We start from the raw sequence: 18674 nt of genomic DNA, 5'->3' as shown, positions 1-18674 counted from the left end.
CAATCAGCGGGCAATATCGCCGCGCATCACCACGCGGGCGTGGAAGGTGCCCACTTCGCAGTCATACTGCCCGCCGCGCAGGATTTGGCGGTTGTAGTAGCTATGGAAGTTGCTCACGCGATTGGCGCCGCGGCCTTGGGCGGTTTCTTGGAATTTGTGGGCGGCGTTGATGAAGGCGCGTTCGCAGGCGGCTTCGTCGGATTTGTTGGAGGCATTGGCGGCCTGGCGGGTGGTGAGGTTGGCCCGCACGGTGCGGCCGCCGGCGCCGAAGCTCACGGGCACGCTCGGGTTGAGCAGGCTTTTGGCTTCGCTGGAGGCGAGCACGGCGCGGCCGTTGCAGCGGTACACCACTTTGCGGCCGCCGCGGTTGGGGTCGTCGTCGCGCAAGAGGCGGCACACGCGGCCGGTGGTTTGCGCGTTGCCGTGGGCGGCGGCGCGGCTGTCGCTCTGGCGCGGGCTTTGGCTTCTGCCGTCGTCGGGCGCGCGGTTGTTGGTGCAGCCGGCCAGGCCGAAAACGGCGGCCATGGCGGCCGCGAGCAGGATGTGGCGGTGTTTCATATTGGCTTCCTTTTGCATGGTGGAGAAAGGTGCAAACCGAATCCGCTATAATTCAGCAGGTTCACTTGATTTAACAGTATATTGGAAAACCGCAAAAATGCCTACCCGCCCGAGCGCCGCCCGGCGCATCTGCCTTTATCTGGCCGCGCCCGATTGTGCCGAACATTATCGCGCCGCATTGCTGGATGAGGCCGACCGCGTGCATTTACTGCGCCACCCCGCGCGTGCGGCGCAAAAGGGCTGGCAAACCAGCCGTTTCCTCAAGCAGCAGGCGGCGGCAGCGGGGTGTTTGGGCAGCTTGAATTTTTCAGGTAGCCTCAGCCACAGCGGCGGCCATGCGCTGCTGGCGGTGCCTTCTGCCGATTTTGCCGTGGGCGCGGATTTGGAGCGGCTGCGGGCGCGCGATTTCGGCGGCTGGCCGGATTGGGTGCTGCATGCGGATGAGGCGGCGTGGCTGCAAGGGCATGCCGGTTTGGCGAGCCGTTATGCGCTGTGGGCGCTGAAAGAGGCGCTGCTCAAAGCCACGGGGCAGGCGCTGGCGGATTTGCCGCAGGTGGGGCTGCGGCGGCAAGGCGGGGAGGGAAACTGGCGGCTCTGCGCCATCGGGCGGCGCTGGCGCGGCGCGGCGTTTCTGCTGGGCGGGGAATGGGCGTGCGCGGCGGTGTGGCCGTGGGAGGTGGAGGCGGAGCTGGAATGGTGGGGCTTCGGCGCGGTTCGGGCGGCGGAGCGGCGTTTGCTGTATGCATTTGCCTGAGCGGCAACAGGCTGCCTGAAGGCGCTAGTTTCGGCGAAGTTAAAACTGTAAACCGTGTTTTCCCCACAAGAAAAACAAGCTTAACCCCTGTATGCTGTTTGCGCCCGACCGACCCGCCTATAATCTGCGGCCTTCCTATTCCCATCAATGGAGAAACCATGCAGATTGATTATCTCTTTGACCCGCTCTGCGGCTGGTGCTACGGCGCTGCGCCCGCCATCAGGCAAATTGCCGCCAAGCACGAAGTGCGCCTCTGCCCCACCGGCCTGTTTGCACACGGCAATCGGCACATGGATACCGAATTTTCCACCTATGCCTGGGAAAATGACCAACGCATCGCCAAGCTGACTGGCGCGATATTCAGCCCTGCTTACCAGCAAAACCTGCTGTATTCCAACCTGCCCTTCGATTCCCAGCCCATGCTGCTGGCATTAACCGCCGTAGGGCAAACTGCGCCGGATCAAGAATTGGCCGCGCTCTCCGCGTTGCAGCAGGTGCGTTATCAAAACGGCCAAAACACTGCCGACCCGGCCGTGGTCCGCACCGTATTGAATGCGCTGGGGCTGTCCGCCGCTGCCCGGCTTTTGGATGAGTCAGACACCGCCGCGCTCACCGCCGAACGCTGCGCTGCTGCGCAAAAACTGATGCAGCAATACGGCCTGCAAGGCGTGCCGCAGCTGCTGGTACACACTGCGCACGGGGTCAGGGCGCTGCCTAGCAGAGTATCCTCTACCGCAATGCAGACCATGCTGCTGTGCATCTGGGCGCTTGGGCGGCAGAATCAGGCCAAGCATGAGGCCGCGCTTTTCGGGTAGAATACCGCCGTTTTTATTGCCCATTATAGGAATCCGCCATGTCTGCCCTGCTCGCCCTCTCCCCGCTCGACGGCCGCTATGCCGCTGCCGTTGAAGCCCTGCGCCCGATTTTTTCCGAATACGGCCTCATCCGCGCTCGCGTGCGCGTGGAGCTCGAATGGCTCAAAGCCCTAGCCGCCGCGCCCGAGATTGGCGAAGTGCCGCCCTTTTCCGCCGCCACGCTGGCCGAAATCGATGCCGTGATCGCCGGCTTCTCGCCCGAGCACGCTGCCGAAGTGAAAGCCATCGAAGCCACCACCAACCACGACGTAAAAGCCGTGGAATACTGGCTCAAACAGCGCTTCGAAGGGCTACCTGAAATTCAAAAAGCAAACGAATTCATCCATTTCGCCTGCACCAGCGAAGACATCAACAACCTCTCCCACGCCCTGATGCTGCGCGAAGCCCGCGATGCCGTGCTGCTGCCCAAGCTGGCCGAAATCGCCGCCAAACTGCGCCAGATGGCGCACAGCCTGGCCGCCGTGCCCATGATGAGCCGCACCCACGGCCAGCCCGCCACCCCCAGCACCCTGGGCAAAGAAATCGCCAACGTGCTCGCCCGCCTGCAACGCCAAACCACCCAGCTGGAAAAACAAGAATTCTTGGGCAAAATCAACGGCGCCGTGGGCAACTACAACGCCCACCTCGCCGCCTATCCCGATATGGATTGGGAAGCCCACTGCCGCCGCTTTGTGGAGCAATCCCTCGGCCTCAGCTTCAACCCCTACACCATTCAAATCGAGCCGCACGACTACATGGCCGAATTCTTCCAAACCCTCGGCCGCATCAACACCATCCTCATCGACTTCAACCGCGACGTGTGGGGCTACATCTCCCTAGGCTACTTCAAACAAAAAGTGAAAGCCGGCGAAGTGGGCTCCTCCACCATGCCGCACAAAGTAAACCCCATCGACTTTGAAAACTCCGAAGGCAACCTCGGCACCGCCAACGCCCTGCTCGGCTTCATGGCCGAAAAACTGCCCGTGTCCCGCTGGCAGCGCGACCTCACCGACAGCACCGTATTGCGCAATATGGGCGTGGGTGCCGGCTACACCCTGCTCGGCTGGGCCGCCCACCTGCGCGGCCTGAACAAGCTCGAAGCCAACCCCGAAGCCATGCAGGCCGATCTCAACGCCACCTGGGAGCTTTTGGCCGAGCCCATCCAAACCGTGATGCGCCGCTACGCCGTGCCCCATGCCTACGAGCAGCTCAAAGATCTCACCCGCGGCAAACACGGCATCACCCCCGAATCCCTGCAAAGCTTCATCCAAGGCCTCGCCATCCCCGCAGAAGCCAAAGCCCAACTGCTCGCCCTCACCCCCGCGCGCTACACCGGCAAAGCAGAAGAGCTGGCCAAACGGATTTAACGGCCGGCCGATAGCGCGGCAAGAAAATAGGCTACCTGAAAAAGGGTCGAACCATTTTTCAGGTAGCCTTTTGGTATTCGGCAAAATGGGCAGGCATGCTCAAGTCTGCCGCTTCAAGCTGCGTTACAATGCCGCTCCCCCCATCCGGATTTGCCCACGCCATGCCTTTCACCCTTGCCCATCCTGTTGCCGTGCTGCCCCTTGCTCGCTGCCGCCGCTGCCATTTTCCCGCGCTGGTGATCGGCAGCCTGTCGCCGGATTTCGTGTATTTCCTGCACGGGCGGGCGGTGGCGGGCGGGCACGGTTTGGCCGATATGCTGTGGCCAAACCTGGCGCTGTGCGCCTTGCCGTGTATTGGCTGTATCTCGCTCTGTGGCGCGATGCCCTGCGCGATTTTCTGCCAAACTGCCTGAATGCCGAAATGAGGCTACCTGAAAACGAACGCAGTGAGTTTCTGCGCAGCAAAAATGAGCGTAGCGAGTTTCGCCCAAACGGGCAGGGCGGCTGGCGTTTCAGTTTCCAGCCCGAAGGCGCGCGCCCCGTGGCGTTTGTGCTCAGCGCGCTGTTCGGCATGGCCACCCATCTGCTGCTCGATGCGTTCACGCACCCGACCGGTTGGTTTGTGCAGCACTTCACGCTGCTGCGCCAGCCGGTGCTGGCCCTGCCGCTGTTTAAATGGCTGCAATACGGCGGCGGCCTGCTCGGTGTGGCGGCCTGCCTGCTGTTTGTGTTGTGTGCCGCGCGGCGCCGGCCATACCGTTCGCCCCGCAATGCAGCGCAGAAGTGCGGTTTTTGGGCGGCTTGCGCGGGGCTGTCGCTGCTCGGTTTTGCGGCGTGGCAGGTTGCTGCGCCGGTGCCGCTGGCGCATGCGGCCACGCAGGTGATCCGCCTGATTGATTGCGCGGTGCTGGGGTTTACGGCGTGGTGTGTGCTGCGGTTGGCGTTGGGGAAGGCCGGTTGAACGGTGAACGGCATGAGAAAAGGCTACCTGAAAACGAACGCAGTGAGTTTCTGCGCAGCAAAAACAAGCACAGCGAGTTTCGCCAAAACGAGCACAGCGAAGTTTCTGCGAAGCTAAAATTTTCAGGTAGCCTTGATTTATCGGGCGCGCGGGGCTGAGGCGCCGGGGGATTTGTGTTCGTCGGGTTTGGCTTCGGCTTGGGTTTTCTCGCAGCCCATTTGTTGCACCATCTCGCCAAACTGGCGGTTTACCACTTCGCAGCCTTCGGCGTCGAGCTGGGCGAGGTCGCCGCGGGTGGCTTCGAGCGATTGCAGCAGGGCTTCGGCCTGGTCTTCGGGGGCGCGGCGGAAGCAGGCGCGGGCGCGTTGGAAATAGCTTTCGCAGGCGGGGTTCATGCTTTGCGCGGTGGCGGGGGGCAGGGCGTGTTCGGGCTCGGGGTTGGCTTCGGCGGCGGTGAGCGGGTCGTCGATGGCGTGGTCGTCGGCCACTTCGGGGGTAACCAAATCAATGGGGGCGGATACGGTGGCGATGCCGCCCTCTGCCGTCGTTTCGGCGGGTGCGGAGGCCTGCGGGGCGGGTCGGGGCGCGGGGGCCTGCTGTTTGCCGCCGTTGCCGGCCAAAAGGCCGATGGCGAGCAGAAGGCTACCTGAAAAAATGGCGGCGGCGGCCAGCAGCTGCGGTTTCTGCTTGAGCCGGCGCAGCTTTTCTGCGGCCTGTTGGCGGTATTTTTTCCAGTCGGGTTTGCCTTGCATGGGGTGGGTGTCCGTTTTCTGCCGTTGTGTGAAACCGGCACACATCTTACACGCAAGCGGGGTTGGCTGAAAGCTTGGGCGGGGTTTCAGGTAGCCTGAAACGGCGCGACTGTTTGCCAAATAGCAGAGTTATGGTATAACACGCCGTCTTGTTCACAATCTATCAAAGGAGGTTGCTATGTTTCGCCGATTATTGCCCGCCCTGCTGCTGGCGGGCCTGCCGTTTGCCGCGCACGGCCACGAGGTGTGGGTGAATGCGGCGCACACGCACGGCGGCGAGGTGCTGAAGGCCGAGCTGGGCTACGGGCACTATCCGGAAGTGGAGCCGATTGCCGCCGACCGCTTGTCGCTGTTTCCTTCGCCGCTGCAATTGCTTACGCCGCAGGGCAAAATCAATTTGATACAGCGCGGGCAGCACAATTACCAGTTTGAAACGCCGCGCGCGGTGGCCGACGGCAGCTACCTGCTCTTGGCGCAATACCGCCCGACCTTTTGGTCGCGCAACGCCGAGGGCTGGCAGCGGCAGAATCTCGCGCAGATGAAGGATGCGGCCTATTGCGAGCAAACCAGCATGTTTGGCAAGGCGGTGGTGAACGTGGGGCACGAGAGCGCGGGCAAGGGGCTGATCAGCCGGCCGGTGGGCGATTTGCTGGAGATTGTGCCGCTGGAGAATCCGGCCAACGTGCGCGTGGGCGAGGTGCTGCCGGTGCGGGTGTTGTTCCGCGGCGAGCCGCTGCCGGATGCCACGGTGGTGGCGACCTTCGACGGCTTCAGCCACCGCAACCCGGCCGATAAATCGCATCGCCTCGAGCCGCAGGCCTTCTTCGACACCACCCGCGCCGACGGCACGGTGGGCATCATCCCGCTGCGGCAGGGCAGCTGGAAGGTGCGCGTGGTGCACAAAACCGATTTCCCGGATCAGGCCGTGTGCCAGAAGCTGGCGGCCTATGCCACGCTGACTTTTGAAATCGGCAGCAGCCATCATTGAGTTTCAGCCGGCCTTTCGGGCGAATGAAACCCAGCCCGCCGCTAGCCCGCCTTGCCGTCCACCCTGGGTGCGGCGAGCCACGGCAGATAACGCCAGGCGTAGAGCAGCAGCGAGGTGGCAAACAGCAGGCCGGAAAGCCACAGCCCCGGGCGGTAGGCCGCCGGATGCAGATACATCAGCACCGCCGCCGCAGCCCGAGCCAGCGCCGCGCCCGCCATCAGCCAAAACGCCAGCGGCATGGCGGCCGGCGCGGGGTAGAGCGGGCGGCCGGTGTGGCCCAGCGCGGTGCGCACCATCATGCCCACCGTCATCAGCCCGATGCCGCCTACCGCCACCAAGTGCACGCCCAGGCTTTGCCAACGCGGCAGCCAGTAGCCCGCGCCCAGCACCGCCAAGCCTGCGCCGGTGAGCAGGAAGCCGGCAAACAGAATCCACAGCATCGGCTCTTTCGCCACTTCCGGCCGCCACCAGCGCACGGTTTGCGCCATATAAAGCCCGCCCGAAGCGAGCGCAATCAGCGCCGCCAGCGGCAGGGCTACCTGAAAACCGTAGAGCAGCGCCATCGCCAGCGGCGCCAGCAGCGAAGCCGACATCACATAAGGGTGGCTGCTCACTTGCTCGCAGCCCAGCCGACGCGCGGTAAAGAACGGAATCACGCGCATGCCCACCAGCCCGATAAAGCCCGCCACCACCGCAAGCCCGGCCAGCAGGCCGTGGTTGAGCGCAGCAAAATTGTGCCGCGCCAGCTGCCAGTGAAACAGCGCCTGCAACAGGCCGAACACAAACAGCGCCGCCACCGCCGGATAGTTGCGCCGGTTGCGGCTGCGCACCACGGCCGCGCCCATATGCCACGCCGCGAGCCAGTAAAACGCCACGCCCGCAATGCCGCCCGCGAGCGTGAGCGGCGCGGCAAACATGCACAGCCGCGACACCAGCCACAGCAGGGCGAGCAGCATCAGCGGCGTGCCCCAGGTGCGCGGCTGGCCGGTCCAGGTGGCTACGGCGGTGAGCAGGAAGGCCACCACGATGGCGCCGGTGTAGCCCCAAATCATTTCGTGCGCGTGCCAAAAATAGCCGGGTAGCGCGGCCGTGCCCTGATAGCCGAAGCTCCACAGCAGCACGGATACGGCGCCATACACGGCGGCTAGCGGATAGAGGGGGCGGAAGGCCATGCCCCAAATGGGATGGTTTCGGGAGAGCAGGTTCATGATGTGTTGGTTGAAATATAGTTAAAAATAAATGAGTTAAGTTGGATACAAGGCTACCTGAAAAAGCAAAGCGGGGGCAGTTTTGGCATGCCGGCAAACGATACTTGCTGCGCCCGAGCCGTTTCCTTTTTCAGGTAGCCCGGTTTTCAGGTAGCCTGCCCAAACGGCGGCACTTCCGCGCCCAACTGCCGCAGCAGCTGCACCGTTTCAAACACCGGCAGCCCCATCACGCCGCTGAAGCTGCCCGCCAAGTGCGCCACAAATATGCCGCCCACGCCCTGAATGCCGTATGCGCCCGCCTTGTCCAGCGGCTCGCCGCTGTCGATATAGGCCTGGATTTCCTGTGCACTCAAGCTTTTGAAACGCACATCGCTGCGCTGCGCCGCCACCAGCGTTTGCTCGCCGTGCGACACGCATACCGCCGTCCACACCTGATGTTCGCGCCCCGAGAGGCTTTCCAGCATCGCGCGGGCGTGCGCCGCATCGCGTGGTTTGCCCAGAATCTGCCCTTCCAGCGCCACCACCGTGTCGGCGCTGAGCACCGGCCAGATGGGCTCTTCGCCGCGTTGGCGTAAAATCTGCCGCGCCGCTGCGTTTTTCTGCCGCGCCATCCGCGCCACATAATCTGCCACTGCCTCGCCGGGCAGGGCGGTTTCGTCGATTTCAGCGGGCAGCGGCAGGGTGCGGAAGCCCAGCGCGTGCAAAATCTCGCGCCGGCGCGGGCTGGCCGAAGCCAAATACAGGGTTTGCGGCATCAATATGGTCTTTCTTCAAATAGTGAATTTACTGGGCGGCGGCTAAGAAAACGGACAACAGGCTACCTGAAAACCGCATTCTGCGCGATAGCCCGAACGGGCGAATTTTCCGCTTTCCGCCGCCGAAATCAATATAGCGGATTCGCCAAATTTCCGCCACGGCGTTGGCTCGCCTTGCCCCTTATGCTGCCTGCGCTTGGCTGCCCGGCAGCGGAAATTTATTCAATCCGCTAAGGCGCCGCTTGTTTTTCCCGCAAGCGCCCTTATTTTGCGTGGCAAATTGTTTGTTTTCACCCGAATACCACCATGAGCGACCAAGATTACTACCAAACCCTAGGCGTATCCCGCGACGCCTCCGACGACGAAATCAAAAAGGCCTACCGCAAGCTGGCGATGAAATACCATCCCGACCGCAACCCCGACAACAAAGAAGCGGAAGAGAAATTCAAAACCATCCAAAAAGCCTACGAAATCCTTTCCGACCGAGAAAAACGCAGCCGCTACGACCAATTCGGCCAGGCTGGCGTGGACGGCAACGCCGGCGGCTTCGGCGGGTTTGGCGGCGCGGGCGGCTTCGATTTCGGTGACATCTTCAGCCAGATGTTTGGCGGTGCCGGCGGTGCCCGGCAGCAGAGCTTCCAAGGCAAAGACCTGCGCTACGATATTGAAATTTCGCTGGAAGAAGCCGCATCAGGCAGCAAAAAACGCATCACCGTCCCCTCGCACGAAGAATGCGACCTCTGCCACGGCTCCGGCGCCAAACCCGGCACCTCCGCCACCACCTGCTCCACCTGCCACGGCTCCGGCGTGGTGCATGTGCGCCAAGCCATTTTCCAGCTCCAGCAAACCTGCCCCACCTGCGGCGGCTCCGGCCGCGAAATCAAAGAGCCCTGCATCAAATGCCACGGCGCCGGCCACGTGAAGAGCCGCAAAACGCTGGAAGTGAACATCCCCGCCGGCATCGAAAACGAGCAGCCCATCCGCCTTTCCGGCGAAGGCGAGCCCGGCTCCCACGGCGCACCCGCCGGCGATTTGTATGTGGTGGTGCACATCCGCCGCCACGAAATCTTCGAGCGCAACGGCCTCGATTTGCATTGCGAACTGCCCATCAGCTTCACCACCGCCGCGCTGGGCGGCGAAGTGGAAGTGCCCACCTTAAGCGGCAAAGTGAAGCTGAATATCCCCAAAGAAACCCAAACCGGCCGCCGCATGCGCGTGCGCGGCAAAGGCATGAAATCGCTGCGTTCCTCTGCCATGGGCGACCTCTATTGCCACATCGTGGTGGAAACCCCGGTAAACCTCACCGAACGCCAGCGCGAGCTGCTGGAAGAGTTTGAAAAAATCTCCACCGGCCTCGACCGCGCCCAAACCCCGCGCCGCAAATCGTTTATGGACAAACTGCGCGATTTGATCGACTAAACTTCCGTTCTGCCAAACAGCCGGCCATTGAGCCGGCTGTTTTGTTGGAATGGCGGCAGGGCGGTTGGCAAGAGGCTACCTGAAAAATGGCAAACGGTTTTTCAGGTAGCCTTCTTCCGTTTCAAAAGCCGCTACGGGAACGCTAAGCAACAAAAAGGCTACCTGAAATTTTCAGGTAGCCTTTGATTAAGCCAGAAGGATTAGTGCTGGCCTTCTTCCGGACGCATGTGCGGGAACAGGATCACGTCGCGGATGCTCGGGGCGTTGGTGAGCAACATCACCAAGCGGTCGATGCCGATACCGCAACCGCCGGTGGGCGGCAGGCCGTATTCCATGGCGCGGATGTAGTCGGCGTCGTAGTTCATGGCTTCGTCGTCGCCGGCTTCTTTCTGAGCCACTTGTGATCTGAAGCGATCGGCCTGGTCTTCCGGGTCGTTCAACTCTGAGTAGCCGTTGGCCAGTTCGCGGCCTACTGCAAACAGTTCGAAACGCTCGGTGAGCTTCGGATTGGTGTCGGAAGCGCGAGCCAGGGGAGACACTTCAACCGGGTAGTCGATGATGAAGGTGGGGTTCCACAGCTTGCCTTCGGCACAGCCTTCAAACAGAGCCAGCTGCAGGCTGCCCACGCCAGGAGCGGCGGGCAGGTCTTCACCGTGTTTCACCACTTCTTTTTTCAGCCATTCTTCGTCGTTCAGCTGCTCATCGGTGTATTGCGGATTGTATTTCTTAATCGCATCCACGATGGTGAGGCGGTCGAAGCGTTTTTCCAAATCCACTTCTTTGCCGTTGTAGGGCACGTGCAGGCTGCCGCAAACGGCGTTGGCGCAGGCGCGAATCACGCCTTCGGTCATGTCCATCATGCGGTGGTAGTCGGAGAATGCCTCGTAGAACTCCATCATGGTGAACTCGGGGTTGTGGCGGGCAGACACGCCTTCGTTGCGGAAGTTGCGGTTGATTTCAAACACGCGCTCGAAGCCGCCAACCACCAGGCGTTTCAGATAAAGCTCGGGGGCGATTCGCATAAACAGCGGGATGTCCAGCGCGTTGTGGTGGGTAACGAACGGACGGGCTGCGGCGCCGCCGGCAATCGGGTGCATCATCGGGGTTTCCACTTCCAGATACTGTTCGCCAGTCATGAAGTTGCGGATGGTTTGGATGATGCGGCCGCGTTTTTTGAAGATTTCGCGTGATTCTTCGTTCACGATCAAATCGGCATAACGCTGGCGGTAGCGGGTTTCCTGGTCTTTCAGGCCGTGTACTTTATCAGGCAGCGGGCGCAGGGCTTTGGCCAACAGGCGGATTTGGCTCACGCGTACGGTCAGCTCGCCGTGGTTGGTTTTGAACAATACGCCTTCCGCGCCGAGAATGTCGCCCAAGTCCCAACGCTTGAATTCTTCATGAACCTTCTCACCTACGCCCTGATCGTTGACGTAGAGCTGGATCTGGCCGGAAACATCCTGCAGGGTGGCGAAGCTTGCCTTACCCATGTCGCGCTGAAGCATCATGCGACCGGCTACCTTAACGGTGATGTTCTTTTCGTCCAACTCTTCTTTAGACAGTTCGCCGTACTTGCTGTGCAGGTCGCCGGCAAAGGCATCGCGACGGAAATCGTTCGGGAAAGCCACACCGTGCTTGCGGATCTCGGCCAATTTTTCGCGACGAACTGCCATTACTTGGCTTTCGTCTAACTGCGGGGTATCGTGGTGTTGAGATTCATTCATGGTATCCATCCATTAGTAAATTAAAGACAGCTGCCTCTTCAAGCAGACTGCCTCAGGGGTTGAAAAACTTCAGTTAAACTGCCTGCGCCTGCCGCCCCGTGCGCCTGCCCACGCCTAACGCGTTTGCAAGCCTGCGATTTTGGGGCGCTTGCCACAAGCAGGGTTGTAAATTAATGGAAGATTGCGGCGTATGTCAAGGGGGCGGATTAAATATTTTCAAATATTTTTCAAAAGCCACAGTCTGTTGCGTTCTATGGCACACGGGCCGCCGATGGAAACAATCGGCGGCCCGTGTGCGGCAAAACGGCAGTAGGGCGGCGCTTAGGCGGCCACGCCGGCGGCGCGGGCGATGGCCAGACCTTCCTGCTGGCTGAGGTAGCGCAGGTTGTCGGGGCAGTCGCGCAAGATGATGTCGCCGTCGCGGAAGGCCACCAGCTCGTTTACCGCGAGCTGCGTCCAGCTTTCGTTGTTGGTGAGGGGCTGGGTGGCGATCACGGCCACGCGGTCGTCGGGCGTGGTAACGGCGGCGAAATCCACGGCCACGTCGTTGTCGATCAGGTGCGCTTCGCCGAAGGGGGCTTGGCGGATGATGTAGTGCAGGAGGGTGCTGGCGTGGGCAAACAGGATGTCGCCGTTGGAGAGCATGAAGTTGAATAATCCGTGGCAGCGCACCTGCGCGGTGAGGGCGGCGACTTCGGCAAACAGTTTGCCCACGGGCGGCTTGTGCTCGAAGCGTTGGCGCAGCTGCTCGAGGATGAAGCAGAAGGCGCGCTCGGAATCGGTGGTGCCCACGGCGCGGTAGTATTGGCCTTCGGCGGGCTGGAAGTCGGCGAGGTGGCCGTTGTGGGCGAAGAGCCAGTATTCGCCCCACATTTCGCGGATGAAGGGGTGGGTGTTGGCCAGCCCTACGCTGCCTTGGGTGGCTTTGCGGATGTGGGCGATCACGTTGGTGGATTTGATTTGGTAGGTTTTCACCAAATCGGCCACGGGGGAATGGGCGCTGGGCTTGTCGTCGTGAAACATGCGCACGCCTTTTTGCTCGAAGAAGCCGATGCCGAAGCCGTCGGCATGGCGGTCGGTGAGGCCGCCGCGCAGGCGGAAGCCTTCGAAGGAGAAGACGATGTCGGTGGGGGTGTTGCAGTTCATGCCCAAAAGCTGGCACATGGCGGTTTCCTCGCGGTGTGGATACTTTATGCTTATTTTAACGGCCTTGAGGCTACCTGAAAACTGCTTTGCGGCCATACCGATATAACGGCGGGCTATAACGCGGATGGGCAGATTGGTTTTCAGGTAGCCTGCGCCGGCGGCATCGGCAACGGCAAATATAGCGGCAAGAGAAAGGCTACCTGAAAACCAGGCGGCGGTTTTTCAGGTAGCCTGTTTTATTCCACGGATGGCTTGAGCTTCGCAGAAACCCGTGCGGCTTATTTTGGCTTACGTTGAAGCAGCGCTTTAGCTTCGCAGAAACTCAGCTTTGCTTCGCAAAACATCGTTTTCAGGTAGCCTTTTGCCTTCGGCGGTGGCATCGGAATGATAGGCCAGCGGCACCAGGTCGAGCTTGGCCATCAGGGCGCGGTCGCCGTCTTTGCCGGGGTTTTCGGTGGTGAGCAGTTTGTCGCCGTAGAAGATGGAGTTCGCGCCCGCCATGAAGCACATGGCCTGCATGGCTTCGGGCATATTGCTGCGGCCGGCGGAAAGGCGCACGAAGCTTTCGGGCATGGTGATGCGCGCCACGGCGATGGTGCGCACGAATTCGGTCCAATCCAAATCTTCGGCGTCGGCCAGCGGCGTGCCTTCCACTTTCACCAATTGGTTGATGGGCACGCTTTCGGGCTGCGGGTCGAGGTTGGCAAGGCTAGCTATCAGCCCGGCGCGTTCGGCGCGGGTTTCGTTCATGCCGACGATGCCGCCGCAGCATACCTTGAGGCCGGCGTTGCGCACTTTGCCCAAGGTGTCCATGCGGTCTTCGTGGCGGCGGGTGTGGATGATGTCGTTGTAGCGCTCGGGGTCGGTGTCGAGGTTGTGGTTGTAGTAGTCCAAACCGGCTTTTTTGAAGTCTTCCGCCATGCCGTCTTCGAGCATGCCGAAGGTGCCGCAGGTTTCCATGCCTAAGTTTTTCACGGCTTTGATGATGGCGGAAACGGTTTCCACGTCTTTGGGCTTGGGGCCGCGCCATGCCGCGCCCATGCAGAAACGGCTGGCACCGCGCGATTTGGCGATTTTGGCTTTGGCCACAATTTCGGCCACGTCCATCATCTGCGCTTTGCCCAGATTGGTGTTGTGGTGCGCGGATTGCGGGCAGTAGGCGCAGTCTTCGGGGCAGCCGCCGGTTTTGATGGAGAGCAGGGTGGAAAGCTGGATTTCGCGCGGGTTGAAATGTTGGCGGTGGATTTCGGCGGCCTGGTAAACGAGGTCGAGGAAGGGGAGCCCAAACAGGGCTTCGACGTCGCATTTTTTCCAATAGCACGCAGTGGGATGCGGCTTGCGTTCGGTTTGCCGGCGCAAGGCAACGGGGGAGATAGTCATTTTGTATGTCCTTAAAAATTTGCGGCGGCGCAATGTCGCCGACGGGCAAGGCCGGGTCGCAATGTCCGCGGGCTGCCCTGGGGGGGGAACGGAAACTTTGTTCCGAAGGTAATAAGTGTAGCTAAAAAGCAAACAGCAAGCTACCTGAAAAGCCTTCCGAGATTTTCAGGTAGCCTTTGCAGGGCTTCACGCCGTTAATCCGCGCTGATTTCCTCCAACGTGCGTCCTTTCGTTTCCTCACCCAGCAGCACGATCACCAGCACCACCGCCGCCAGCACCGCCGCAAACATCACGAAAATCCGCGCGAAATCGCCACTGCCGCTCATGCTGGCCACCACCATCGGCGCCACAATCCCTCCAATGCGGCCCACCGCGCCCGCCCAGCCCGAGCCGAATGCGCGGAAACGCACCGGATACAGCTCCGGCGTGTAAGTGTAGAGCACGCCCCACGCGCCCAGGTTGAAAAACGACATCAGACTGCCCCACAGCATAATTTCCAGCGTAGAGCCGCTTTGGCCGAAGCAATAGGCACACACCGCACACGCGCCCAGAAAGCCTGCCAGCGTGGCCTTGCGCCCGATTTTTTCCACCAGCACCGCCGCCGCAAAATAGCCTGGCAGCTGCGCCAAAATCATTACCAGCACATATTCAAACGTTTTCACTACCGAATAGCCCTGCCCCGCCAGCAGTTTGGGTAGCCAAGTGAAAATCCCGTAATAAGAAAACACGATACCGAACCAAATCAGCCACAACATCAGCGTGCGGCGGGCAAACGGTGGCCGCCACAGCTGTGCGAGGAGGATTTTCTCCTTCTTTTGCGCTAGCGGCACCACCATTTCCGCTACCTGTGCTATGCGCGCTTCCGCCTCCAAACGGCACACCAGTGCGTGCGCCTCCTCCGATCTGCCCGCCGCAATCAGATAAGGTACCGATTCCGGTAGCTGCTTCCACACCAAAAACGCATACAAGAGCGGCACCGAACCCGCCGTAAACGCGCTATGCCAGCCGAATTTCGGAATCAGGAAATACGAAGCCAGCGCCGCCGCCAGCCAGCCCAAGCCCCAAAAACTCTCCAGCAAAACAATAAACCGCCCGCGCACATTCGGCGGTGCATACTCGCTCACCAACGACACCGCCACCGGAAGCTGCCCACCTAGGCCGAAACCCACCCAGAAGCGGAAAAACAGCAGCGCGTCCAGGTTCGGCGAGAGTGCGCACAAGCCCGTGGTCGCGCCGTAGAGCACCATCGTGCCAGCAAACACGTTGCGCCGTCCGAAGCGGTCGGCCGCCCAGCCGCTCAATACCGCACCCAGCGCCATGCCCACAAAGCCGATGCTCACTACCCAACCCGACTGCTGCGCGCTCAAGCCCCACTCCTTGGCTAAAGTAACCAACACAAATGACACCATGCCCGTGTCCATCGCATCAAACAGCCAGCCCAGCCCGATTAGGGCCAGCAGGCGATAGTGGAAGCGGCTCAAAGGCAGCGCCTGCAGGCGTGACAGAATATCCATTGAAATCTCCTCGTGAAATGTGGAAAGGCTACCTGAAAATAGGAAAATCTATTTCTTCCAACTACTTGCCGATGCAGAAGCGGCTGAAGATCACGCCTAAGAGGTCGTCGGCGTTGAATTCGCCGGTGATGGTGTTGCAGGCGTTTTGCGCGAGGCGCAGGTGTTCGGCGAAGAGCTCGAGCTGATGGCGGCCGCACAGGGCGGCGAGCCCGAGCTCGGCTTGGGCGGCTTCCAGGGCTTGCAGGTGGCGGCTGCGGGCGAGAAACAGGCTTTCGCTTTCGCCCTGCCAGCCGATTTGCCGCAGCAGGGCTTGTTTGAGCAGGTCGAGGCCGGCGCCGCTTTTGGCGGAGAGTTTGATCAGGGTGTCGGCGCCGCTGGGTTGGCCGCTTTGTTCGCAGCTTTCCGCCGCTTCGCCGCTGAGGTCGATTTTGTTGCGGATTTCGATGCGTTTGAGCGCAGGGGGTAGTTGGGCGAGGATGTTGCAGGTAGCCTCGTTCAGGCCTTCGGCGGGGTCGATGAGGATTAGCGCCACGTCGGCCTGCTGCACGGCTTGGCGGCTGCGTTCGATGCCGATTTGCTCCACCGGGTCGGTGGTGTCGCGCAGGCCGGCGGTGTCGATGATGTGCACGGGCACGCCTTCGAGCGTGATTTGTTCGCGCACGGTGTCGCGGGTGGTGCCGGCGATGTCGGTTACGATGGCGATGTCGTCGCCGGCCAGGGCGTTGAGCAGGCTGGATTTGCCCACGTTGGGCGCGCCCACCAGCACCACGTTCATGCCTTCGCGCAAAATGGCGCCCTGTTCGGCTTGGGCGAGCACTTGGGCGAGGCGGGATTGCAGTGCGACAAGGCGTTCGTCGGCCTTGGCTTCGGCGAGGAAGTCGATGTCTTCTTCGGGAAAATCGAGCGTGGCTTCCACCAGCATGCGCAGGGTGATGAGTTCGTCCACCAGCGCGTGAATCTGCTGGGAAAATGCGCCTTTGAGCGAGCGCACGGCCAGGCGGGCGGCGGATTGGCTGGCGGCGTCGATGAGGTCGGCCACGCTTTCGGCCTGCGCCAAATCGAGCTTGCCGTTGAGGAAGGCGCGTTTGGTGAATTCGCCCGGCTCGGCGGGCTGCGCGCCCAGCTCGAAGCAGCGCTGGAGCAGCATTTGCAGCACCACGCGCCCGCCGTGGCCGTGCAGCTCGATCACGTCTTCGCCGGTGAAGCTGGCGGGGGCAGGAAAATAGAGCAGGAGGCCGTTGTCGATCGGCTCGCCTTCGGCGCCCACAAAATCGGTGAGCAGGGCGCGGCGCGGCTGCGGGGTGCGGCCGCCGCTGATTTGCTGCGCCAGGGGCAGCAGTTGCTTGCCGGAAAGGCGGATCACGCCCACGCCGCCTTGTCCGGTGGCGGTGGCGATGGCGGCGATGGTGGGGGAGGGCTGCGGCATGGGGCTACCTGAAAAATGTGTGGACGCGGGATTATACAAGGCAGCACGGAAAAGCGGAAAAGGCTACCTGAAAACGATGTCTTGCGAAGCAAGGCTGAGTTTCTGCGAAGCTAAAACCTCAATACGTTTTTCAGGTAGCCTTTATCTGCTCAAACGGGGCAAACGGGCGGTTTATTCGTCTTCCTCATCCTCGTCTTCTTCGTCGCCCAAATCCACTTCTTCCAGCGGAATCAGGTGGGTGCGGTAGCGCAGCTTGTGGTAGAGGTAGAAGCCGAAGAAGATGGGCAGGCCCATGTAGGTAACCACAATCCGCTCCCAGTCCACGTCGCCCTTCATCACCAGCTGCGTATCCTGCCCCAAAATCACCAGCATGCACATCACCAGCGCAATCAGCGGCCCGAAGGGAAACCATTTGGCGCGGTAATCCAAATCTTTCAAATCCAGACCCTGCGCGATGTAGGCGCGGCGGAAGCGGTAGTGGCTGATGGCGATGCCCAGCCAGGCGATGAAGCCGGTGAGGCCGGAAGCGGCCAGGATGTATTGGTAGGCGTTGTCGTTGAAAATCTCGATGAGAAACAGCAGCAGCACCACTGCCGCCGTGGCCAGCACCGAGCGCACCGGAACGCCGAAGCGGTTTACCTTGCGGAAGCTCTTATACGCCATGCCGCTTTTGCCCATGGCATACAGCATGCGCACCGAGGCATACATCCCCGAATTGCCCGCCGATAGGATAGACGTGAGGATGACCGCGTTCATCACCGCTGCCGCCATCGCCAAGCCCGCCCGCTCAAACACCAGCGTAAACGGCGATTTGGCAATTTCCGACACATTCTCCGCGCCCAGCAATTCCGGGTTGGTGTAGGGGATGAGCAGGCCGATCACGAAAATCGACAAAATATAGAAAATCAGAATCCGCCAAAACACCTGCTTAATCGCCTTCGGAATGCTCTCTTTCGGGTTTTCCGATTCGCCGGCGGTGATGCCGATCAGCTCCGTGCCCTGAAACGAAAAGCCCGCAATCAGAAACACGCCCAGCATGGTGAGCAGGCTACCTGAAAAACTGCCGCCCAAAAACGGCGCCTCGCCCACGGTGAAGTTGGCCAGGCCCACATAGCTGCCGCCCAAAATCCCGAAAATCGTCAGCACGCCCACGCCGAGGAACACAACCACCGTAATCACCTTAATCAGCGAAAACCAGTATTCCGACTCGCCAAACGCCTCCACCGAAAGCAGGTTCAGCAGCACAATCAGCCCGAAAAACAGCAGGCTCCAGCCCCAAGGCGGCATAAAGCGCATCGGCTCCCAATAGGTGATTACCAGCGCGGCAATGGAAATATCCACCGCCACCGTAATCACCCAGCTAAACCAATAATTCCAGCCCAAGGCAAAGCCCAGCGAAGGATCGACAAAGCGAGCGGCATAAGTGGAAAACGAGCCGGACACCGGCAGGTGGGTGGCCATTTCGCCCAGCGAAGTCATCAGGAAATACACCATCAGCCCGATGGCCGCATAGGCCGTGAGCGCTCCGCCGGGGCCGGCCATGTGGATGGCGCTGCCGCTGGCCATGAAGAGCCCGGTGCCGATGCTGCCGCCGATGGCAATCATCGAGAGATGGCGGGTTTTCAGATTGCGGCGGATTTTGTTTTTGTTGGCCTGCGTGGCAGGGTTGGCCGCGTTGGAGGGGGTGGGGTTCGGTGTGCTCATACTCTATCTCTCCTAAAGAGGCTGCCCGGGGCAGCGGAACCGAAACATGATTTTCAACGCATTATAAGCGCAGTTGCCGGGCAGCAAAACCGCCCAAACCCGCAGTTAAATCAAATAAGCAAAAGATACCGCTTTTTTAATAGAAACATTACTCGGAACAATGGCTT

The 18674-nt window shown here is 61.1% G+C and carries 18 protein-coding genes; 8 read left to right on the top strand and 10 right to left on the bottom strand.

What is annotated here, in order from left to right; all coding sequences use genetic code 11:
* Positions 1–3: 3 nt before the first annotated feature.
* Positions 4–558 (bottom strand): hypothetical protein, encoded by a 555-nt coding sequence (locus A7P95_RS00410; RefSeq protein WP_067589496.1) that lies wholly within the window; start codon positions 556–558, stop codon positions 4–6.
* 97 nt (positions 559–655) lie between these two features.
* On the opposite strand from A7P95_RS00410, the gene A7P95_RS00405 reads away from it, so the two are divergent.
* The 6 genes from A7P95_RS00405 (at position 656) to A7P95_RS11390 (ending at position 4652) form a co-directional block, all read left to right on the top strand.
* Complete coding sequence (locus A7P95_RS00405; RefSeq protein ID WP_067589493.1) at positions 656–1312, top strand: 4'-phosphopantetheinyl transferase family protein; 657 nt, start codon at positions 656–658, stop codon at positions 1310–1312.
* Positions 1313–1470: 158 nt separating this feature from the next.
* The gene (locus A7P95_RS00400; protein WP_067589490.1) at positions 1471–2127 is read left to right on the top strand and encodes a DsbA family protein; all 657 of its coding nucleotides are present in this window, start codon (positions 1471–1473) and stop codon (positions 2125–2127) included.
* 38 nt (positions 2128–2165) lie between these two features.
* The gene (gene purB / locus A7P95_RS00395) at positions 2166–3533 is read left to right on the top strand and encodes an adenylosuccinate lyase (protein ID WP_067589487.1); all 1368 of its coding nucleotides are present in this window, start codon (positions 2166–2168) and stop codon (positions 3531–3533) included.
* 128 nt (positions 3534–3661) lie between these two features.
* On the top strand, positions 3662–3946 hold the full coding sequence (locus tag A7P95_RS12070) for a DUF4184 family protein (RefSeq protein WP_245636533.1): 285 nt from the start codon (positions 3662–3664) through the stop codon (positions 3944–3946).
* Entirely contained in the window at positions 3871–4494 is a 624-nt protein-coding gene (locus tag A7P95_RS00390) for a DUF4184 family protein (RefSeq protein ID WP_245636532.1), read from the top strand. The genes A7P95_RS12070 and A7P95_RS00390 overlap by 76 nt, the downstream gene beginning before the upstream one ends.
* Positions 4491–4652 (top strand): hypothetical protein, encoded by a 162-nt coding sequence (locus A7P95_RS11390; RefSeq protein ID WP_156503438.1) that lies wholly within the window; start codon positions 4491–4493, stop codon positions 4650–4652. Before A7P95_RS00390 ends, A7P95_RS11390 begins: the two co-directional genes overlap by 4 nt.
* Here the strand turns inward: A7P95_RS11390 and A7P95_RS12285 are convergent.
* Entirely contained in the window at positions 4632–5246 is a 615-nt protein-coding gene (locus A7P95_RS12285; protein ID WP_067589484.1) for a hypothetical protein, read from the bottom strand. The two genes, A7P95_RS11390 and A7P95_RS12285, sit on opposite strands and share 21 nt — an antisense overlap.
* 178 nt (positions 5247–5424) lie before the next feature.
* Between A7P95_RS12285 and A7P95_RS00380 the strand changes: the two genes are divergently transcribed.
* The gene (locus A7P95_RS00380) at positions 5425–6234 is read left to right on the top strand and encodes a DUF4198 domain-containing protein (RefSeq protein ID WP_067589481.1); all 810 of its coding nucleotides are present in this window, start codon (positions 5425–5427) and stop codon (positions 6232–6234) included.
* Positions 6235–6275: 41 nt separating this feature from the next.
* On the opposite strand, the gene A7P95_RS00375 is transcribed toward A7P95_RS00380, so the two are convergent.
* The gene (locus tag A7P95_RS00375) at positions 6276–7442 is read right to left on the bottom strand and encodes an NnrS family protein (protein ID WP_067589478.1); all 1167 of its coding nucleotides are present in this window, start codon (positions 7440–7442) and stop codon (positions 6276–6278) included.
* Positions 7443–7588: 146 nt separating this feature from the next.
* On the bottom strand, positions 7589–8197 hold the full coding sequence (locus A7P95_RS00370; RefSeq protein WP_067589475.1) for a Maf family protein: 609 nt from the start codon (positions 8195–8197) through the stop codon (positions 7589–7591).
* A gap of 306 nt (positions 8198–8503) precedes the next feature.
* Here A7P95_RS00370 and dnaJ point away from each other — a divergent pair, with 306 nt between their 5' ends.
* Positions 8504–9616 carry a molecular chaperone DnaJ gene (gene dnaJ, locus A7P95_RS00365; RefSeq protein ID WP_067589472.1) on the top strand — a complete coding sequence of 371 codons (1113 nt, stop codon included), beginning with the start codon at positions 8504–8506 and terminating at the stop codon, positions 9614–9616.
* Between the two features lie 200 nt (positions 9617–9816).
* On the opposite strand, the gene lysS is transcribed toward dnaJ, so the two are convergent.
* The 6 genes from lysS to A7P95_RS00335 all read right to left on the bottom strand — a co-directional run bounded on the left by lysS (position 9817) and on the right by A7P95_RS00335 (position 18507).
* Complete coding sequence (gene lysS / locus A7P95_RS00360; RefSeq protein WP_067589597.1) at positions 9817–11337, bottom strand: lysine--tRNA ligase; 1521 nt, start codon at positions 11335–11337, stop codon at positions 9817–9819.
* A gap of 321 nt (positions 11338–11658) precedes the next feature.
* The gene (locus A7P95_RS00355) at positions 11659–12501 is read right to left on the bottom strand and encodes a class II glutamine amidotransferase (RefSeq protein ID WP_067589469.1); all 843 of its coding nucleotides are present in this window, start codon (positions 12499–12501) and stop codon (positions 11659–11661) included.
* A 288-nt stretch (positions 12502–12789) separates the two neighbouring features.
* On the bottom strand, positions 12790–13863 hold the full coding sequence (gene bioB / locus A7P95_RS00350; protein WP_067589466.1) for a biotin synthase BioB: 1074 nt from the start codon (positions 13861–13863) through the stop codon (positions 12790–12792).
* A gap of 194 nt (positions 13864–14057) precedes the next feature.
* Positions 14058–15377: an MFS transporter gene (locus tag A7P95_RS00345; protein WP_067589463.1), complete on the bottom strand. Its 1320-nt coding sequence runs from the start codon at positions 15375–15377 to the stop codon at positions 14058–14060.
* A gap of 61 nt (positions 15378–15438) precedes the next feature.
* A complete protein-coding gene (gene mnmE / locus A7P95_RS00340) occupies positions 15439–16803 on the bottom strand; it encodes a tRNA uridine-5-carboxymethylaminomethyl(34) synthesis GTPase MnmE (protein ID WP_067589460.1) in 1365 nt (454 codons plus the stop codon).
* Between the two features lie 171 nt (positions 16804–16974).
* Positions 16975–18507, bottom strand: a complete 1533-nt coding sequence (locus A7P95_RS00335; RefSeq protein WP_082890656.1) for an amino acid permease — start codon at positions 18505–18507, stop codon at positions 16975–16977.
* Between the last annotated feature and the right edge of the window lie 167 nt (positions 18508–18674).

Origin of the sequence: Eikenella longinqua (assembly GCF_001648355.1) — a bacterium.
GTDB classification, from domain to species: domain Bacteria; phylum Pseudomonadota; class Gammaproteobacteria; order Burkholderiales; family Neisseriaceae; genus Eikenella; species Eikenella longinqua.
This window is presented reverse-complemented; position numbering and strand designations above follow the sequence as displayed.